General features: G+C 71.2%; 9 protein-coding genes. 3 read left to right on the top strand and 6 right to left on the bottom strand.

Features of this window, described 5'->3' with window-relative positions; all coding sequences use genetic code 11:
* Nucleotides 1-97: 97 nt before the first annotated feature.
* Nucleotides 98-877, top strand: coding sequence for a YdcF family protein (locus CMC5_RS09440; protein ID WP_050430086.1), 780 nt, complete (start codon nucleotides 98-100; stop codon nucleotides 875-877).
* Between the two features lie 44 nt (nucleotides 878-921).
* On the opposite strand, the gene CMC5_RS42250 is transcribed toward CMC5_RS09440, so the two are convergent.
* Both CMC5_RS42250 and CMC5_RS09430 read right to left on the bottom strand, forming a co-directional pair.
* Nucleotides 922-3,234: a peptidylprolyl isomerase gene (locus CMC5_RS42250; protein ID WP_050430085.1), complete on the bottom strand. Its 2,313-nt coding sequence runs from the start codon at nucleotides 3,232-3,234 to the stop codon at nucleotides 922-924.
* Entirely contained in the window at nucleotides 3,234-3,779 is a 546-nt protein-coding gene (locus CMC5_RS09430) for a YdcF family protein (protein ID WP_050430084.1), read from the bottom strand. The genes CMC5_RS42250 and CMC5_RS09430 overlap by 1 nt, the downstream gene beginning before the upstream one ends.
* Nucleotides 3,780-4,104: 325 nt before the next feature.
* Here CMC5_RS09430 and CMC5_RS09425 point away from each other — a divergent pair, with 325 nt between their 5' ends.
* Complete coding sequence (locus CMC5_RS09425) at nucleotides 4,105-4,938, top strand: MBL fold metallo-hydrolase (protein WP_050430083.1); 834 nt, start codon at nucleotides 4,105-4,107, stop codon at nucleotides 4,936-4,938.
* A gap of 37 nt (nucleotides 4,939-4,975) precedes the next feature.
* Here CMC5_RS09425 and CMC5_RS09420 read toward each other — a convergent pair whose 3' ends face one another.
* On the bottom strand, nucleotides 4,976-5,803 hold the full coding sequence (locus tag CMC5_RS09420; RefSeq protein WP_050430082.1) for a sigma-70 family RNA polymerase sigma factor: 828 nt from the start codon (nucleotides 5,801-5,803) through the stop codon (nucleotides 4,976-4,978).
* Between the two features lie 414 nt (nucleotides 5,804-6,217).
* Here CMC5_RS09420 and CMC5_RS09415 point away from each other — a divergent pair, with 414 nt between their 5' ends.
* Nucleotides 6,218-8,101 carry a S41 family peptidase gene (locus tag CMC5_RS09415; RefSeq protein ID WP_245678375.1) on the top strand — a complete coding sequence of 628 codons (1,884 nt, stop codon included), beginning with the start codon at nucleotides 6,218-6,220 and terminating at the stop codon, nucleotides 8,099-8,101.
* A gap of 57 nt (nucleotides 8,102-8,158) precedes the next feature.
* On the opposite strand, the gene CMC5_RS48400 is transcribed toward CMC5_RS09415, so the two are convergent.
* The 3 genes from CMC5_RS48400 to CMC5_RS09400 all read right to left on the bottom strand — a co-directional run bounded on the left by CMC5_RS48400 (nucleotide 8,159) and on the right by CMC5_RS09400 (nucleotide 16,165).
* A complete protein-coding gene (locus CMC5_RS48400; RefSeq protein ID WP_050430081.1) occupies nucleotides 8,159-12,169 on the bottom strand; it encodes a DnaJ domain-containing protein in 4,011 nt (1,336 codons plus the stop codon).
* Nucleotides 12,169-14,982, bottom strand: coding sequence for a serine/threonine-protein kinase (locus tag CMC5_RS09405; protein ID WP_050430080.1), 2,814 nt, complete (start codon nucleotides 14,980-14,982; stop codon nucleotides 12,169-12,171). Before CMC5_RS09405 ends, CMC5_RS48400 begins: the two co-directional genes overlap by 1 nt.
* A gap of 280 nt (nucleotides 14,983-15,262) precedes the next feature.
* Nucleotides 15,263-16,165: a 3D domain-containing protein gene (locus CMC5_RS09400; protein ID WP_156338390.1), complete on the bottom strand. Its 903-nt coding sequence runs from the start codon at nucleotides 16,163-16,165 to the stop codon at nucleotides 15,263-15,265.

Genomic DNA, 16,165 nt, shown 5'->3' with positions numbered 1-16,165 from the left:
GTGAGCGGCTCGACCGCCCTCGATCCGCTCACGGAACCATGTCTTCGGCTGTCGATGAAGCCGTGCTTCGAGCCGTCGATGGAGTAGACCAGCGACCATGGCGAGCCTCGGCTTCCCCATCTCTCGCCTCGTCGATCCCGTTTTCCTCCTGCTCCTCCTGGTGTTCGCGGGTCTCTGGCACGCCCGCGCCCACCACGGCCCGTCCGCGACGCGTCGAGTGCAGCTGGGTCATCTGGCGGCCTTCGCAGGTACCGTGGCCCTCTGGCTCCTCGCCACGCCCGTCATCGCCAGCCTCTTCACCCGTGCGGTCTCCGAGCATCCCCGCGACATCGGACCCGACCTCGCCTCCACCTTGCCGGACCAGCGCGCCCTCGTGGTGCTCAGCGCCTCCATCCACGCGGACGAGCACGGCGTCCCTCCCATGGAGCGCCTGTCCGACGCCGCCATCGAGCGGTGCATGGGCGCGGCACGCATCTACCGGACCCACAGCTTCCGCTGGGTCATCCTCACCGGCCGCAACGCCGATCGTCCCCGGGAAGCGCTGACCCACGCCATGGCGGACCTTCTGGAGACGCTCGGCGTACCTCGTAACCGGATCCTCTTCGAGAGCGATGCACTCGACACCAAGCAGAACGCGCGCTTCTCGGCGCGCATGGCGCAGGACCTCGGCGTGAAGCTCCTCGTGGTGGTCACCAGCGCCCTCCATGCCCCTCGCTCGGCGCAGCACTTCGCCGCCACGGGTGTTCCCTTCGTGATGGCCCCCGTGCGCCTGGACCCGCCACCTCCCTGGAGGGTGGACGGCTTCATCCCATCGGCGAACGCCCTGCGGCGCTCGCAGCGCGCCGTCCACGAGTTGCTGGGCCGCCTCGAACGCTGACCGGCCCTCCTCGGAGCCCGCTCTTCACGTCGCCTGCCGCGCGCTCACTCCCGCACGGAGACCTTCAGGATCCGGTCGCCATCGACGAACGACGACCAGGCTCCGGTCGCCGATCCGATCCATGCGTACTGCCCCTCCAGGTGCGGCGCATGCGCATGCATCACGAAGATCTGACTCGACCCCGTGTCACGCCCTGACAGCGCCACGCCGACCTGGAGTGGCCCGAACGGCAGGGGCGACGTCTCACAGCGCAGAGGCAACCGATCGGCGGGTCCACCGTAACCATCCCCGAGAGGTGCACCGAACTGGGTCACGAAGCCCGGAACGACCCGGTGCACCATCATCCCATCGTAGAAACCTGCGCGCGAAAGCTCCACGATCCGGGTCACGGCCACCGGAGCGATCGACGGATCCAGGGAGAGCGTCGCCTCCCCGACGTCTGTCTCCAGCGCGAGCGTCACGCCTGTGCGCGCGAGCGTGCCGAGCTCGGGAGGCGCGTCGCTGGAAGCCGGCGCTGCGCACGAGACGCCTTTTCCACCGAGCGAGGTGAGCGCCTTCTCGGCGCGGCCTCGCGTCGTCGGGTAGGCCGAGCGGCAGAGCAGCTGAAGGGTGGGTGCCGCCTCCTGCAGCCCCAGCGCGCCAGCAGCATCGATGAGCGCGTCGATCAGTTCGATCTGGTTGGACGTGGCCGCGCGCTCCAGGGCTGCGGTGAGCGCGCCCGTCACGGCGGTCGAGGGCACCATGGCCGCAGCGTCGTCACCCGCTCGCCGCCCTCCGTTCGCCGCGGCCTCTCGCGCGCCGCGACGCTTCTTGCCGCGCTGGGGACGCTCTGTCTCGATGGCTCGCTGCGGCTGCTTGGTGATGACCTCGGCGGCCACCGCAGCGATCCCTTCCTCCGTGGAGCCGAGTGCCTTGGCCAGCGTGTCTGCTGCCCCTGCGATCTCCGTGTGTGACGCGATCAACTCCAGCGCGGCCTGGCGCGCCCGCCGGTCCTCCCCCTCTGCGTACGCACGCCAGACCGAGAGCCGCGCTCCCGTGATCGGACCCCGGTCGAGCACACGGATCACCGCGCGCGCGCCGATGGCTGCAACTGGCCCGGCGGCAGCTTGCGCTCCGCTGTCGCCTCGCGGCTTTTCAGGCGCCCCAGCGGATGTCACGTCGCAGGCGGTGAGCAACGGATCGCGCACGTCAGCGCCTGCGACCACCGCGGCTGCCGCGCAGCGCACCCACGACAGCCGGCGCGAGATCAGCGGAGACGCATCGGTCGGCGGCGCCCAGCCAGCCAGCTCACGGAGCACCTTGCGTGCCGCACCAGGCTCGCTCAGGGATTCGAGCGCCACGAGCAGCGGCCCCACCTCGTCTCCTCCGAGACCCGCGGCCGCCTCCCCGTCGATCTTCGGCGCGAGCAGCAGCAGCGCCTGCGCCAGCTCACGTTGCCCGATCACCCCCAGCCGCTTCAGCGCGCGTGCCGCCTCTGCACGCTCCGATGCCGAGAACACCGACGGCGTGGTCAGCACACGCCCCAGCCCCGCCGCCGCCATCCCACCAGCGCGTCCGAGTGCACGCACCGCGAAGACCCGCGCGTCCCCAGCCTCGGCCAGGCGCGCCGACGCCACCTCGTACGTCCGCTCGAGGACGGTGGGGGACAGGTGCTCCTGTCGCCCGAGCGGATAGAGCGCCTCCGGAAGCGGCGACGCGGCGGCGCTGCCCGCGGCCACGTTGAGCAACGTCACCAGCGTCTCCTCGCGCAGGCGCGACTTCACCGACACCAGATCCCCGAGCGCATACGAAGCGTGGAGCGCACGCTCCCGCGACCCTCCCAGCCACGCCACCAGCGTCTGCTCGGAGACGGCCGCCCCACAGCGACCGATCGCGCGTGCGATGGCCCCCAGCGGCTCGATGCGCGCCCCGACGAACGCGCGACCATCCAGAGACAGAGCGCGCGCCGCCAGTGCCGCCACCGACGCATCCTCGTGCCCTTTGCAGGAGAAGCCCAGGCCGTACGCCGCCCAGCCGATCACCTCCCCGTCCTCGTCGGAGAGCGCGCGCAGCAGCCCCTGGCGTGCCCCCTCCCCCCCCACACGGGCCAGGGCACGCGCTGCCAGCCGCCGCACCGTCACGTCACGGGACTTCTGATCGGCGGGCGTGATCTCCGCCGCGGCGCGCCGGTGCTCCGCAGCGACCAAGGCCACCGCCCGCGCGGCGCCGTCCGGTGCAGCCCCACCCTGCACGGGTCCGGCCGAACCCGCAGCGCCCGTCGCGCTCCCGATCACGGCGGGATCCCCGGGGGACGCCGGCGTCGGCTCCGAACATGCCAGCAGCCCGAGAGCCCCGGCGAAAAGGCACAGCGACCGCATCACGCCTCCTCGCTCCCCCAGAGCGCCCGCAGGCGGGCTGCGCTCTCGCGGAGCCCACGCCGCTGCCGCATCGCCCTCGCATCGAGCCAACCCGACGCCGTCTCGTGGACCCATCGGACCACCCGCGTCGACGGCATCGCAGGCACCGACGGCGTCGGCAACGCGCAGACATCGATGCCCGCCGCACGGAAATTCGAGAGCGCCCTCGCCATGTGCCAGGGACACGTCACCAGCGCCACGCGCCTCGCCGCCAGCCTCGAAAGCAGCGCCGCACAGAAGATGGCGTTCTCATAGGTGGTCATCGACCAGAGCTCCTGAACGATCACCTCCGCCGGCACGCCTGCCCCCTCCAGCGCCCCGGCCAGCGCGCGCGCCTCGATCTGAGCCCCCCACCGCCGCCCACCGCTGGCGACCACGCGCGGCGCGACCCCCTCGCGAAAGGCCTGCGCCGCGGTGGCAGCCCGCCGCGCGGCCGCGCCGGCCGGTCGACCCGAGACGAGGATCTTGCAGCCCAGCACCACGATCGCGTCGACCCGCAGCGACATGGCCGGACGATACCCCATCCCTCGCGTCCCCGGGCACACCCCCGCAGCGCCGCCGGTCCTCCCATCACGCGCCCTCACGAGGTGATGTCAACCACTATCTTCCCCCTCGAACAGGCCCCTCGCGCCCCCCGCTCGCCGAGCTTCCGTCACGCCGGATCCCGGCTTCTCCGGCGCATGACAGCCCGGCCCCATCTCCTGGAACCGCCTGCCCCTGCATCCAGCCGTGGCGCCGTCCGGACAGCAACGCGCTCTCGCTTGACGTTGCCGTCCCGCGGAATCTAATAGCTCTATCCTGGAGCGGGCGGGATCCAACGAGCGAGGCAGGATGCAAATCAAGATGTGGGGGGTACGCGGTAGCATCCCCACGCCTGGCCCACACACGGTCGAGTTTGGCGGCAATACCAGCTGCTACGAGGTCCGCGCGGGCGGCGCGCTCGTCATCCTCGACGGCGGCACCGGGCTGCGCCTGCTCGGCCAGGACCTGGTCAAGGAGATGCCCCTCGAAGCGTGGATGTTCTTCAGCCACGTCCACTGGGATCACATCCAGGGCTTCCCGTTCTTCACCCCGGCGTTCGTTCGCGGCAACAAGTTCCACCTCTACGGCGGCCTCAACGTCTCACGCACCCTCGAAGAGACGCTCGCCGGGCAGATGGATTACCCGAGCTTCCCCGTCCACCTCACCGAGATGGGCGCGGGGATGACGTTCCGCGACCTCTACGAAGGCGAGGTCGTCACCATCGGCCCGCGCAACGACGTCCGGGTGACGAACGCTCGCGGGAACCACCCCAACGGCGTCTACGCCTACCGGGTCGAGCACGACGGCAAGGTCGTCGTGTACATCACCGACTCCGAGCACTACTCCATCGTCGACCCCAAGCTGAAGCGGCTGGCCATGGGCGCCGACGTGCTGATCTTCGACGCCATGTACACACCCGAAGAGTACTCGGGTGAGGTGGGTGGCACCCCGAAGACGGGCTGGGGTCACGCCACGTTCGTCGCTGGGTGCGAACTCGCGCACGCCGCGGGCGTCAAGCAGCTCGTCCTGCACCACCACGACCCGAACCAGACCGACTCGATGGTGCGCGAGAAAGAGCGCAGGGCTCAGGAGCTGTTCCCGAACACCGTCGCCGCCCGCGAAGGCATGATCATCGAGATTTGACGGACCGAGGCGCTCGCACCGAGCGCCTCTGGTCAGTTCAGGCGCTCTCGGCGAGCGGCTCGCGCGAGATCTCCTCGATCCGCGCGCGCATCCGCTTCTTCGCCCGCTCCTCGAGCTGCCGCACCCGCTCCTTGCTCACGCCGAACGACGTTCCGAGCGCCTCCAGGGTCGCCGGCTCCTCCGTGAGCCAGCGCTGCTGCACGATGCTCTGTTCGCGTGGGCCGAGCTCGCTCACCACCTGCTCCAGTGCTTGCGAAAGCCGCATCCGCTCATCCGCCGCGCAGGTCTTCTCCTCGGGATCGCTGTCGTTCGAAACCAGCCTCTCCAGCGGCGTCAGCCCTTCCTCTCCGGGCGCTCTGTCCAGGCTCATGTCGTGCGCGCTCAGCAGCGGCAGCAGCTCTTCTGCACGCTCCTTGCTCAGCCCGCTCAGCTTGCCCAGCACCTCCGGATCCCTCTCCAGGGTCTTGCGGTACACCCGGAGCGCCCGTCGCTCGCCCTTCGACGATCCCAGCCGGACGATGCGGTAACTCCGCGCAACGAACTCGCGAATCTCCGCCCTGATCCAGTACGCCGCGTAGGTCGCCAGACGGCAACCGCGCTCCGGATCGAAGCGGTCGGCGGCCTTGAGCAGCCCGATGTTCCCTTCCTGAACGATGTCCTCCATCGGCAGCCCCCACCGACGGTACTCGAGCGCCACCGTGACCACGAACGGCAAGCAAGCCTCTATCAGCCGCGTTCCCGCGTCGCGCTCACCATGTTTCCAGCGCTGCGCGAGATCGCGCTCGGCCTCCGCGCTGATGGGCTCACGGCTCATCATCTCCGCGCGGTACATGGAAAAAGACGCTCGATCTCCGGCGCTGCCCATCGCTATCTCCTTTGCCCTGCCGGAGGGAGCGGACCACCTGCCGGTCACTCGGTCTCCCCCTCCGACCCTTGACCTGACGCGTGGCCCTTCCCAGAAATCCGGTGGGCCTTGGTGATCGCTGATGCAGGGGTGATGCCGAGCCTGAAGGCCCTCCCCGACAGGGAATTTGCGCGAGAATGCGCAACGTGTTCGGATCGATGCACGGACGCGAAAGCTTTGCGGGAAAACGACTGGGCAGGCCGGGCATCCACGCCCGGACAGGAGACGGCACCCCACGGCGACGGCCACCGTCCTGAGGAGGACCCCCCGACGCGGGAAATGGGTCCCCCTGGCGGTACAGCCACACGCGAACCGGAACGCGAACCGAGGCCGCCGAATGGCGGTCCTCGCACGGGGCGTGGTATCGGGAGCGCCGTGGTGCATCGTCAGCGGGCGAGGTCGGTCGCATGCGTTGCAGGAGGAATCCTGGCGGCGGCGCTGCTCTGGCGCTCCCCCGCGACGCCGCCCGAAGAAGCGCGCCAGGGCATCGCGCGCTCCGTCCTGCAGCTCCTCGAAGCGGGCGACGAAGAGACCGATGGCGCGAACTGCCACGGTGGCTCCCTCGAGCGCGGGTTCACACTGCCGACCGGCTCACCGACGGCCCTCGGCTGCGATCAGGCCCGCCTCGTCGTGGCGCAAGCCCGCGCAATGCTTGCGGCCCCCCCACGCCCCATCCACCCCGCAAAGTTTGCCGACGCCACCTCGGACTGGCTCGACCCTCACGGCCTCTGGTCCGTCGCGCCGGACGCCCCCACGGGGGCCGCGCTGCGCCGCGAGGCCGCGGCTCTCCTCGACGAACTCCAGGCCCCCGCCGGAAGCGGCCCCTGCGCCGCCGCCGGCCGACTCGGCGCAGAACTCGCGCGCTGGTCCCAGCAGATCGCGCTCCTCTTCGACGAAGGGATCCGCCAAGGCGAGGCACGCCCTCCCACCACGCCGACCCAGGCATGGACCCTGGCGACGGCAGCGCCCTTCGAAGACGGCATCGTGACACGAAGTGCGCGCGACTTGGCACGAGAGCTGGGCCGCGAAGCAGGGGCCCTCAGCGCCCGGTACGGCCCATCGATCGCGCCGTACGTGGAAGCCGCCCGTGAGCGCATCTCTCCCCCCCTCGATCCCGAGGGATGGTCTCACGCAGTGCTCGCGGCGGCGCTCCGGGCCTATGTCCCGCAGCTCGACGCCCACGGCGCGTGGGCGCCGATCGAAGAAGAGATCTCCATCTACGATCTCGGGCTGGAGATCAGCCCTCCCTCACGCATGTGGGCGGAGATGACCCGCACCGCGCTCGGCGTCCGCATCGACAGCGGCGCATCCGCCCCCCTCATCGACGGCGATGTGGTGCTGAGGATCGAGGACGTCCCCCTCGCCGGCATGAGCGTGGAGCAGGCCGAGCAGCTCTCGCTCCTCGGCGATCTCAGGCCCGGCAGACGCACACGGGTCGCGCTTCTCCGTCGAGGCCTCGCCGCTCCCATCGAGGTGACGCTCGAACCCGAGCCCGAAGTGCCCACGCCCGTCACCACCGCCTCCGAGCTGACGATGCACCGGACCCGGTACGGTGACGGCGAGGTCGCGGTCATTCACATCCCCGACGTGCCGGATGATCTCGGCGATCGCCTCTCCCGGGTCCTCTTGCGCGCGAGAGAGAGCGGCCCCTTGCGCGGCGTGGTCCTCGACCTGCGCGCCAACGGCGGCGGCTCGACCGACGGCGCCATCGCCGCGATCGGCCACTTCCTCCCGGGCGTCACCCTGTTTCCCATGCGACGCCGTGACGGTGGCGTCGAGGTCGAGCGCGCGCCGGACATCCCCACCACCCGTGGCTGGGCGGGCCCCGTGGCAGCGCTGGTCGACGGCGACTCCGCGAGTGCCGCCGAGATGATCGCCGGCGCGCTCGGCAGCTACCGGCGCGGCATCGTCGTCGGCGATCGCACGTACGGAAAGGGCTGCGCTCAGGAGTACCTCGACGACGAAGCGCATGTCGGCGTGCTGCGCCTCACGACGCTCCTCTACGCGCTCCCGGACGGCTCCCCCGTCCAGAAGACCGGCATCCTCCCCCAGCTCTCGCTCACCTTGCCCGTGGCCGTGGAGCGTGAAGACCGCATCGCCCACGCGCTCGACCCCTGGCAGGGCCCCGACGTCCGTGACGCGGCCAGGGTCCGTGAAGTCCCGTGGCCCACCCACGGAGGCCGCGTCGGACCCTGCTCGGACGACGTGGTCTGTCGCGCCCTGCGCGCGATCGGCACCGTCCGCGCCGCTGCCCGCTGACGCGCCGAGCGCGGCCCCCTGCACGCCCCCGGAGGCGCCGCGCGACCCCGGGTCGCGTCAGCGTTTGAAGATCTTGTTGATCAAACCGCTTCCCCCGGGCGCCGTCGGCGCAGGCTCGGGCGCACTGCGCTTCCGCATGTCGTGGAGACGCACCTCCCGGACGGCATCCAGGTTCTTCGGGTTGATCTCCGCCGCCAGCCGGAAGTCCGCAGCGGCCCGGTCGAGATGACCCGTGCGCTTGAGCAGCGAACCCCGGTAGAACAACGCCCGCTCGTAGCGCGGCTCTCTGGCCACGACCGCGTCCAGCAGCTCGATCAGATCATCGAAATGAGGGCTCTGCGCCCCCTCCTGGAACTGCGGCGGATCCCCCCGCCGCAACGCCCGCACCCACGCCAGCAACGTCACGTACTCCGGCTGGTCGGGATCAGCTTCCACGGCGCGCCTGACGAGCACCTCCGCGTTCACCAGATCGCGCTTCTTGACGAGCACTTCGGCCTTCTGGAACTCCAGCGCAGCGTCGAAGGCCCGCGCCAGCTTCTCCTCGTCGTCTTCGGGTGCCCCCTCCGCCAGCGACGCCACATACTCGCGCCGGCGCTCCGGATCCGTCAGCGTCTGGTACGCCTCGCTGATCCGGGCGAACACCTTGGAGACGAGCGGCTTCACCTCTTGCAGCTCGACCGGCAGCCGGTCGGGATGCCACTGCTTCGCGAGCGCGAAGTAAGAGGTGCGGATCCGCTCCGGCGCCACCTCTTGCGTCACACCCAGCACCTGGAAGAGATCTTCGGTCTCGATGGTCGCCGCGCGCGCCTCGATCTCGGCCTTGCGTGCTGCGACGCGTGCATCGACCGCCGCCCTGTCCGGTGAGGCCACTGCTGCGGCCGCAGCAGGGGATGGGCCCTTTCGCTCCGACAGCGGAGCCGCCCTCCGCTCCGACGGCGGCGCCACGATCACCTGCGCTTGCGGCGGCGTGGACTCTGCCCCTCGACCCGCACGCACCCCGGGGGAGGTCAGCGTCCTCGTCGAGTTCGGGCCACGGAGATCCGTCGTGCGGGGCATGGCCACCCCCTCCGTCGCCGAGCGAGGATCCCCTGCCGGCGCGCTGCCAGTCCGCCGGCTCGGCGGAGGCTCGTCCCCCGCCGTGATCACCGTCACGGCCTGACCCCTTGGAGGTGCCACCGTATCGCGCCCCGTGCGGACACGCCCCCCATCGCCGGCTCCGGCTCCTTGCGGAGGATCGGATTCGGCGAGCTGGCTCCGCGTCGTGCGCGGCAGCGGCGTTCCGGCGTTCGACGGCGGCGCGGGCGCTCGCGACCCCCGCTGTCCTGCGCTCACCTCGACGAGCGGAGACGCCGGCCTGTCGCGTCCGAGACCCACGGGCCCACGACCCGGGATCCCGAGATCCAGGTGCCGGGTGATCGCGAGCGCGTACATCGTCAACCGCACCACCCGCTCCTGCGCCACCCCGGCGCACGACAGCTCCTCCAGCGTCATCTTCCGCGTGCGCAGGAGATCGACCACCGCCGCCTCGTCCCGGTGGAGCTGGAAGCGTCGCACCTCTGCGTCCACGTGCAGCCCCAGCGGCCGGTGCGCGATCCTCTCCAGCGTCGTGTCCACGATCGGATCGTCCGCGTGCAGCCGCACCCCGGCCATGATCACCGACAGCGGCTCGCACTCCAGCAGCTCGGGCCCACCGTACCCCTCGAGCAGGTTCACGTCGGCGTAGTAGGCGTAGTGCGTCTCTGGCGGCAGATCGAACAGCGCCACCAGCTTGCGCACGAGCTGATGCCTGAGGACGGTGAGCAACCCGTCCCGATCGATCAGCCCCTTCTGGACCAGATGTCGCCCGTGGAGCACCCGCTTCCGCGAGATCTCCTTCAGGCTGTCGCGCAGCGTCTTCTCGTCGAGCAGCCCCAGATCCAGGATCACCCGGTCGAGCGGGGCGACCATCGTCCCCGTCCACACCTTCGAGGGCATCCCGTCGACGAAGTACACACCGTGCACGAACTCGTCCGGGTCCACGAAGCACGTGGTGCCCGTCAGCCGGCGATCGAGCATGTAGACGAGCAGGTGGACCAGCGGCGTCCGACCGAGCCCCCCTTCGGCCGTGGGCGCCTCCTTGGGCAACGCGAGGAGCCCGGGGAGATCTGCCGCGGCCGGCTCCTCCTCCAGCACCTCGATCTCCTCGACCGCCTCGAGCGCCTCGACCTCCTCGGACACGTCGTCCCACGACGACCGCGTGATCTGCGCGTGGACGTCCACCTCGTCGGACGCCAGCTCGAACGACAGGTGCCGCCCGGAGGTGTCGACGATCTCTGCCGTGGCCCGCTCTCGCCCTGAAGCGAACGACGCCGCAGGCGCGAAGGGCTCCGTGATCCGAGGCGCCGGAGGGATCGCGATCGGCGGTGACGGCTGCGCCGAGACCCGGCGCCCGGGCCGCACCGTGGGCGACTCCGAGCGCCCGGGAGGGGGCGTCAGCGTCGGCGGCCGAGAAACGCGCGCTCCCCCTGTGTCTTGCGGGATCGGGGGCATGTGCGCCGCCTGTCGTGGCGGCGGAGGCAACGTCGTCTTCGTGGCACGCACCGACGCCGGCGACGGCTCCTGGGAAGCGGCGTGCGCTCGCATCGCGGCCGCCGCCGGATCGTCGCTCGTCGCCACCACCCGCCGGATGTAGCGCGACCGCTCCCCGAGCTTCGGCCGCGCCGCCAGATCGATCTCCGTCGTCCGCGGGATCGGTCCTCCCGCCGCATCGAGCACGAGCCGCACCCGCGGCTGCGAGTAGCGCGCCGGGTGCGACGGCGTCTGCACCACCAGCGCCACCTCCCCGGAAGACAGCTCCACCAGGGTCCCCGTCGGGAAGATGCCCAGCGCCCCGACGAGCAGGCGGAGCACCGCCCGATCCGCAGGATCCGTCGCCCCCTTCCCCAGCGTCGCGATCGCCTCGTCCGCCGACGGAGGCTCGTCTCCCGGCGCCGGCGTGAGCAGATCGTTGAAGGCCCGTGCCGTCGCGATGATTCGCGCCTGCAGCATCGGCTGACGCAGACCGCGGTACAGCGGACCGAGCCTCCCTTGACGGCGCGCCCAGTGCCCCTCGTACGCGATCACCGTGCGCATCACGGACGGCTCGTTCACCAGCCCCAGCGCGGTCAGCACCACCGCCGTCCCCGCCGGCACGTCCGCGTCCTGCTGGTCCGACAGCTCCGGAACGATCCCGTCTCCCCCGCGCTTCGTGATCCCCGAGAGCCGCGCTCGCGCCGTGTCGAAGAGGAGCCCCGCCATCCCCACGCGCCCGAGCTGCGCCACGTCGGTGGTGATCTGACGCGTCATCGCCAGGCTCAGGATCGCGGTGTTCACCGCCCGCCCCGCGTCGTCGTAATTCTGGTTGCGCAGCGCCGTCACCCCGAGGAACGCCGGCGTCTCCCCTGCCGACAGATCCACCAGCCGCTGCGCGATCCGCTTCACCGACTGCCGGAGCGCGTACCGACCGTGGCGCAGATCGTCGAAGAACCGACGCATGACGACCACGGCCGTCGCGTACGTCCGCACGATCGCCTCGGTCTCGTCGTCCACGTGGTCGACTGCCGTCTCGCGCCGGAGCACCGCGTCCCCCACCGCCCGCAGCCGCACGTGCGGCGCCGGCCGCTCCGACAGCGGGTGACCCGTCCGCAGCGACTCTGCCGCCGCGGTCGCGAACGTGGTCAGATCGGACGCGCGCACGTCCCGCGCCACCCCCAGCTCCGAGTACCCGCAGCGCTCGAAGATCTCCGCGAGCTCCAGCGCCCCCTCGTACACCGAGCGGTTCGCCTTCAGGAGCTGCCCCGACACGAACACCGATCCCCGTGTGAAGAGGATCGACACGTTGTAGCCGGTGCGGTGCCCGAAATCGTGGATGACCGAGACCGTCTCCTCGACCTGGCGCACCACCGCCTGGTTGTCGACCGCGTGCAGGGTCGCCGCCTTCACCAGCCGGAAGATCGCCTGGACCACCGCGGCCGCCAGGTCCCGTGCCTGCTCCCGGCGGACGTTCTCACCGACGTTCTGGCTGATGACGTTGACCGACGACTGCTCCATCACCCCTCACCGCTCGGAGCGAACCGCTGTCCCAGCCGCGCCGCGATGGCCTCCGCCGCGGCCGTCGCCGCCTCACGCAGCTCCCCGCTGTTCCACGGACGCCGCTTCGCCGCCGCCACCACCGCATCGAGCGCCTGCTGCGACCGCGATTCCCGCCCCAGCATCTCTGCCGCCAGCGTGCGCGTCTGCTCCACCGCCTCGTCGACGAGCAGCCCGTGCCGGTTCAGCACTTCCACGGCCACCCCCTCACCGCGCGACGGGTTCAGCGTGAACAGCGCCGCGAGCAGCTCCCGCCGCTCGTCCAGCAAGAGCTTCTGGAACGCCGGATCCTGGATCCGCCGCACCAGGAGCGGCCCCGCCGCACGGATCTGGTGGAACGCCAGCGTCCGCAGCGCCGCCACCCGCAGCTCGGGCGTCCCCGTCTCCGCGAGCTGCATCAGCTCGTCTCGGAGCTGCTCGGGCGAGCTCGCCAGGTACGCGATCGCCTCGCACCGCAGCGCCGCGATCCCGCACCCCGACAGCCGCCGCAGCGCCTCGATCGCCCCCGGCGTGTGAGAGCCCGCGAAGATCCGGAGCATCGCCCGCGCGTTCTCCAGATCCATCGTCATCACCGCGTCCACCACCCGCGGCTCGTGCCCTGGCAGCGCCCGGGTCAGGTAGTTGAGCAGCACCTCGCGCAGATCCTCGTGCGTCACCTGCGGGAGCAGCTCCACCGTCACCTGGATGTGCTCCGCTCCCAGGTGCTCCAGCACCCCGTCGAGGCCGCGCGCGACGATCTCCAGATCCAGCGGCGTCACCGGCGCACCACCAGGCCCGCTCCCTCGCGTCGCTTCCCGGATCAAGAGCCGCAGCGTCTCCGGCGGGAACATCCCCCGCGCCAGCTCCGGAACCAGCGCGGGCGCCTCCTTCGGCGCCAGCGTCGCGAGCGAGCGCCCCACCGCCTCCAGCATCCCGAAGAGCAGATCGAAGCGCCGCCCCAGGATCTGATCCCGCGCCGACGCACCCATCGGACCGATCAACAGCTCGGGATCCCCGTAGCGGCGTGCGTTGATGAACGCGTCCGCCGTCACGTCGATGAAGCGCTCGCTCCACCGCTCCGGACTCTGCGTGAGCTGCGTCCCCAGCGCCCGCTGCGCCGCCGGATCGAGCGCCAGCGCACTCGCCGCCTGCCGCGCTGCCCGCAGCGCCTCCCGATCCGTGTCGATGACCATCGCCGCGGCCTCGGCGCGGTTCTGCTTCTCCTCGGCGGCGGCGCGCCGCGCCAGCTCTTCGAGGTCGTCCGCTTCCTCCCAGAACAGCTCCCGCTCGGCCGCGTCCCCCTCCGCGAACACGCTCACCACGTCGTACCGGATGTGCTCCAGCCGCCGCTCCCACAGCGCCGACGCGATGTCGTCCTCCGGCAACAGATCCCGCAGCGGATCGAGCAGCATCACCTCCACCAGCGAGCGCAGCTCCCCCTCGGTGATCCCCGGGTGCAGCGACAGCCGCCGCACCCCTGCCGCGAACAGGTTGTACGGCACCAGATCCAGCGGATGCCCGGGCTCCCACACCGTGCAGCCACGGTGCTCGAACGCATACGGCGTCAGCTTCCAGTAGACGTGCTCCGGCGCGTCGCGCAGCGCGTCCACCACCACCTGGAAGGTCACGCGCAGCTTGTTGTCCGAGTCCGGGTGACCCCACCCGTAGTGACGCACCGAGGGCAGCACCCGCTCCAGCCGACGGAACAGCTCCACCAGCCGCTGCACGTCCGGGTGATCTGCCCCCACGTCGGGCTCGTCCTCGCCCGACCGCACGCCCCGCTGCTCCACCACCGGCGTCGGCGTGTCCATCGGCGGCGGCGGACGACGCGTGCTCTGCGACTCGGCCTGGTGGAACCCCACCAGACCCAGCTCGTTCATCACGCGCTGCACCTCGTGGCGCATCTGCTCCGCCGACTGGAAGCGCTGCGCCGCGTGGAACGCCAGGGCCTTGTCCACCAGCGAGATCACCGTCGGCGGCAGCTCCGGGGCCGTCCGCGCCAGCGACGGCGCCGGTTTCGTCGCAGCCAGGATGAACGCCTCGTTGTCCGAGCGGCTCTGGTGCAGCCGCTGCCCCCCGAGGATCGCGAACAGCGTCGCGCCCACCGAGAACAGGTCCGCTCGCCCATCGATCTCCTCGATGCGCCCCATCGCCTGCTCCGGCGCCATGAACGACGGCGTCCCCAGCGCCGTCCCCGCCATGGTCATCCCACTCCCGTCCCGCACCCGCGCCACGCCGAAGTCGAGCAGCTTCACCGCCCCCTCGCGCGTGATGAAGATGTTCGCCGGCTTCAGATCGCGGTGGACGATCCCCTGCGCGTGGAACTCCGCCAGCGTGTCGAGCATCTCGCTCGCGATGAACAGCGCCTCACCGACCGGCACCTTCCGTGCGTTGCGCTTCCAGAGCTGCTGCACCGTCTCGCCTTCGAGCAGCTCCATCACCAGGAACGGCTCGTCCAGCTCGGTGACATCGTCGTCGATGATCGCCACCCGCCCCGGGTGCTCGATCCGGTTCGCGACGTACCCTTCCTTGAGGAACCGCTCGCGGATCCCGGGATCCCGCCCGAACTCCGCGTGCAGGATCTTCAGCGCCACCCGCGCCCCGTTCCGGTGGGTCGCCGCGTAGACCGACGCCATCCCGCCGACGCCGAGCAGCGCGTCCAGGCGCCACTTCCCCTTGATCGTCAGGCCGATGCGCGCACGAGCGCGCTGCTTCTCGTCGCCTGCATTCCCACCCGCCGCGGGAGACGGCTGTGACGGTGCAGGATCTGGAAAACCACCGCGGGGCGAGCTCATCGGGAGACCGGAAAGGCTTATCAGCGTAACACGACTCCGGGCGACAACATCGATACCCGCAGACCGCGTCACCATGATCCGTTAAGGCGGAAGCCGAAGAAGGTACGCCGACCGACCGCCCCCCGGTCGACTGTGGCACCTCTTACCTCGCACGCGCTGCGCAACGCGGAACGCACCTCACGCCGCGCTGTGGCACAACGCCGCGCCGTGGCACAGCCCGGCGCCGCAGCGCACGGGTCACACCGGCGCGAACGCGCGCGGGCCGCCCCTCAGTTCCCGCTCACTTCCGACGCCCCAGCCCCGCGCACCGCGGGTCGCGCGGCACCACGTGGACCCCTCGGTTCGAGGGAAACAGCGTGTTCCAGCGCTGCGTCATCCCGGGATCCCCGGTGAACACGTCCACCTGACGCCCCACCACCTTGATCCCCCGATCCTCTGCCAGAAAGCAGCCATCGTGCTTGGCGCCATCGGCGAACGGCAGCCCCACCAGCTCCGGGATGAACACCGGCGACCCCAGCGGGATCACCTCCGAGTCCACCGCCACCGTACGCAGCGGCGTGATCGCCGTCCCCATCGCCCCCCGCCCATGCGGAAAGCGCGCCGGATCCAGCCGCTCGTAGCAGATCTTCTGCCCCGTCCGAGGGCACACGTCGGCGCAAGCGCATCCCCGCTTCGCGAAGCTCACCGTCCCACCCGACGCCAGCTTCCCGCTCCCCTGCACGCACACCGCGTCATGGAACGCGCGCGTCACCGCCGCGAGCGGAGCGCAGGTCCCATCGAACAGCGTCGCCTCCCGCGCCCCCACCCCCTCGCTCGGAAAGTCGTAGTAGGTGTTCCGGAAAATCCCTTCTTCCGGCTCACCGTCCCCGCGCTCCCCGGGCTCCCCGCGCCCTCGCCCCCCTGGACCACCGTCCCTGGCCGTACCGTGCTCCCGCAGCACCAGCCGCTCCCCCTCCAGCTCCTCCGGGCCTTCTCCGTCGACGCCCCTGCCCCCCTCGACCTGCGACGACAGCCGAGGCGCGCGCGGCGGCGGCGCCTTCACCCAGCCCTCTCCTCCACGCGCCAGCGCAGCCGCCCCCTCTCCTTCTTCCATCCACGCGGAGCCCCCCTGGAGCCCGCACCCACCGACGAGCGTCACGCCGAGCGCTCCCCGCAGCGCCGCCCCGAGCGCTCGTTGCAGCAC

It is taken from the genome of Chondromyces crocatus, assembly GCF_001189295.1.
GTDB lineage: Bacteria > Myxococcota_A > Polyangia > Polyangiales > Polyangiaceae > Chondromyces > Chondromyces crocatus.
Note: the sequence above shows the minus strand (reverse complement) of the source record. Positions and strands in the feature narration are given on the sequence as shown.

Bases quoted from the DNA above. Each gene is read 5' to 3' on its own strand.
- CMC5_RS09440 (WP_050430086.1), top strand. From the start codon at position 98: ATGGCGAGCCTCGGCTTCCCCATCTCTCGCCTCGTCGATCCCGTTTTC.
- CMC5_RS09405 (WP_050430080.1), bottom strand. From the start codon at position 14,982: ATGAGCTCGCCCCGCGGTGGTTTTCCAGATCCTGCACCGTCACAGCCG.
- CMC5_RS09430 (WP_050430084.1), bottom strand. From the start codon at position 3,779: ATGTCGCTGCGGGTCGACGCGATCGTGGTGCTGGGCTGCAAGATCCTC.
- CMC5_RS42250 (WP_050430085.1), bottom strand. From the start codon at position 3,234: ATGCGGTCGCTGTGCCTTTTCGCCGGGGCTCTCGGGCTGCTGGCATGT.
- CMC5_RS09425 (WP_050430083.1), top strand. From the start codon at position 4,105: ATGCAAATCAAGATGTGGGGGGTACGCGGTAGCATCCCCACGCCTGGC.
- CMC5_RS09420 (WP_050430082.1), bottom strand. From the start codon at position 5,803: ATGGGCAGCGCCGGAGATCGAGCGTCTTTTTCCATGTACCGCGCGGAG.
- CMC5_RS48400 (WP_050430081.1), bottom strand. From the start codon at position 12,169: ATGGAGCAGTCGTCGGTCAACGTCATCAGCCAGAACGTCGGTGAGAAC.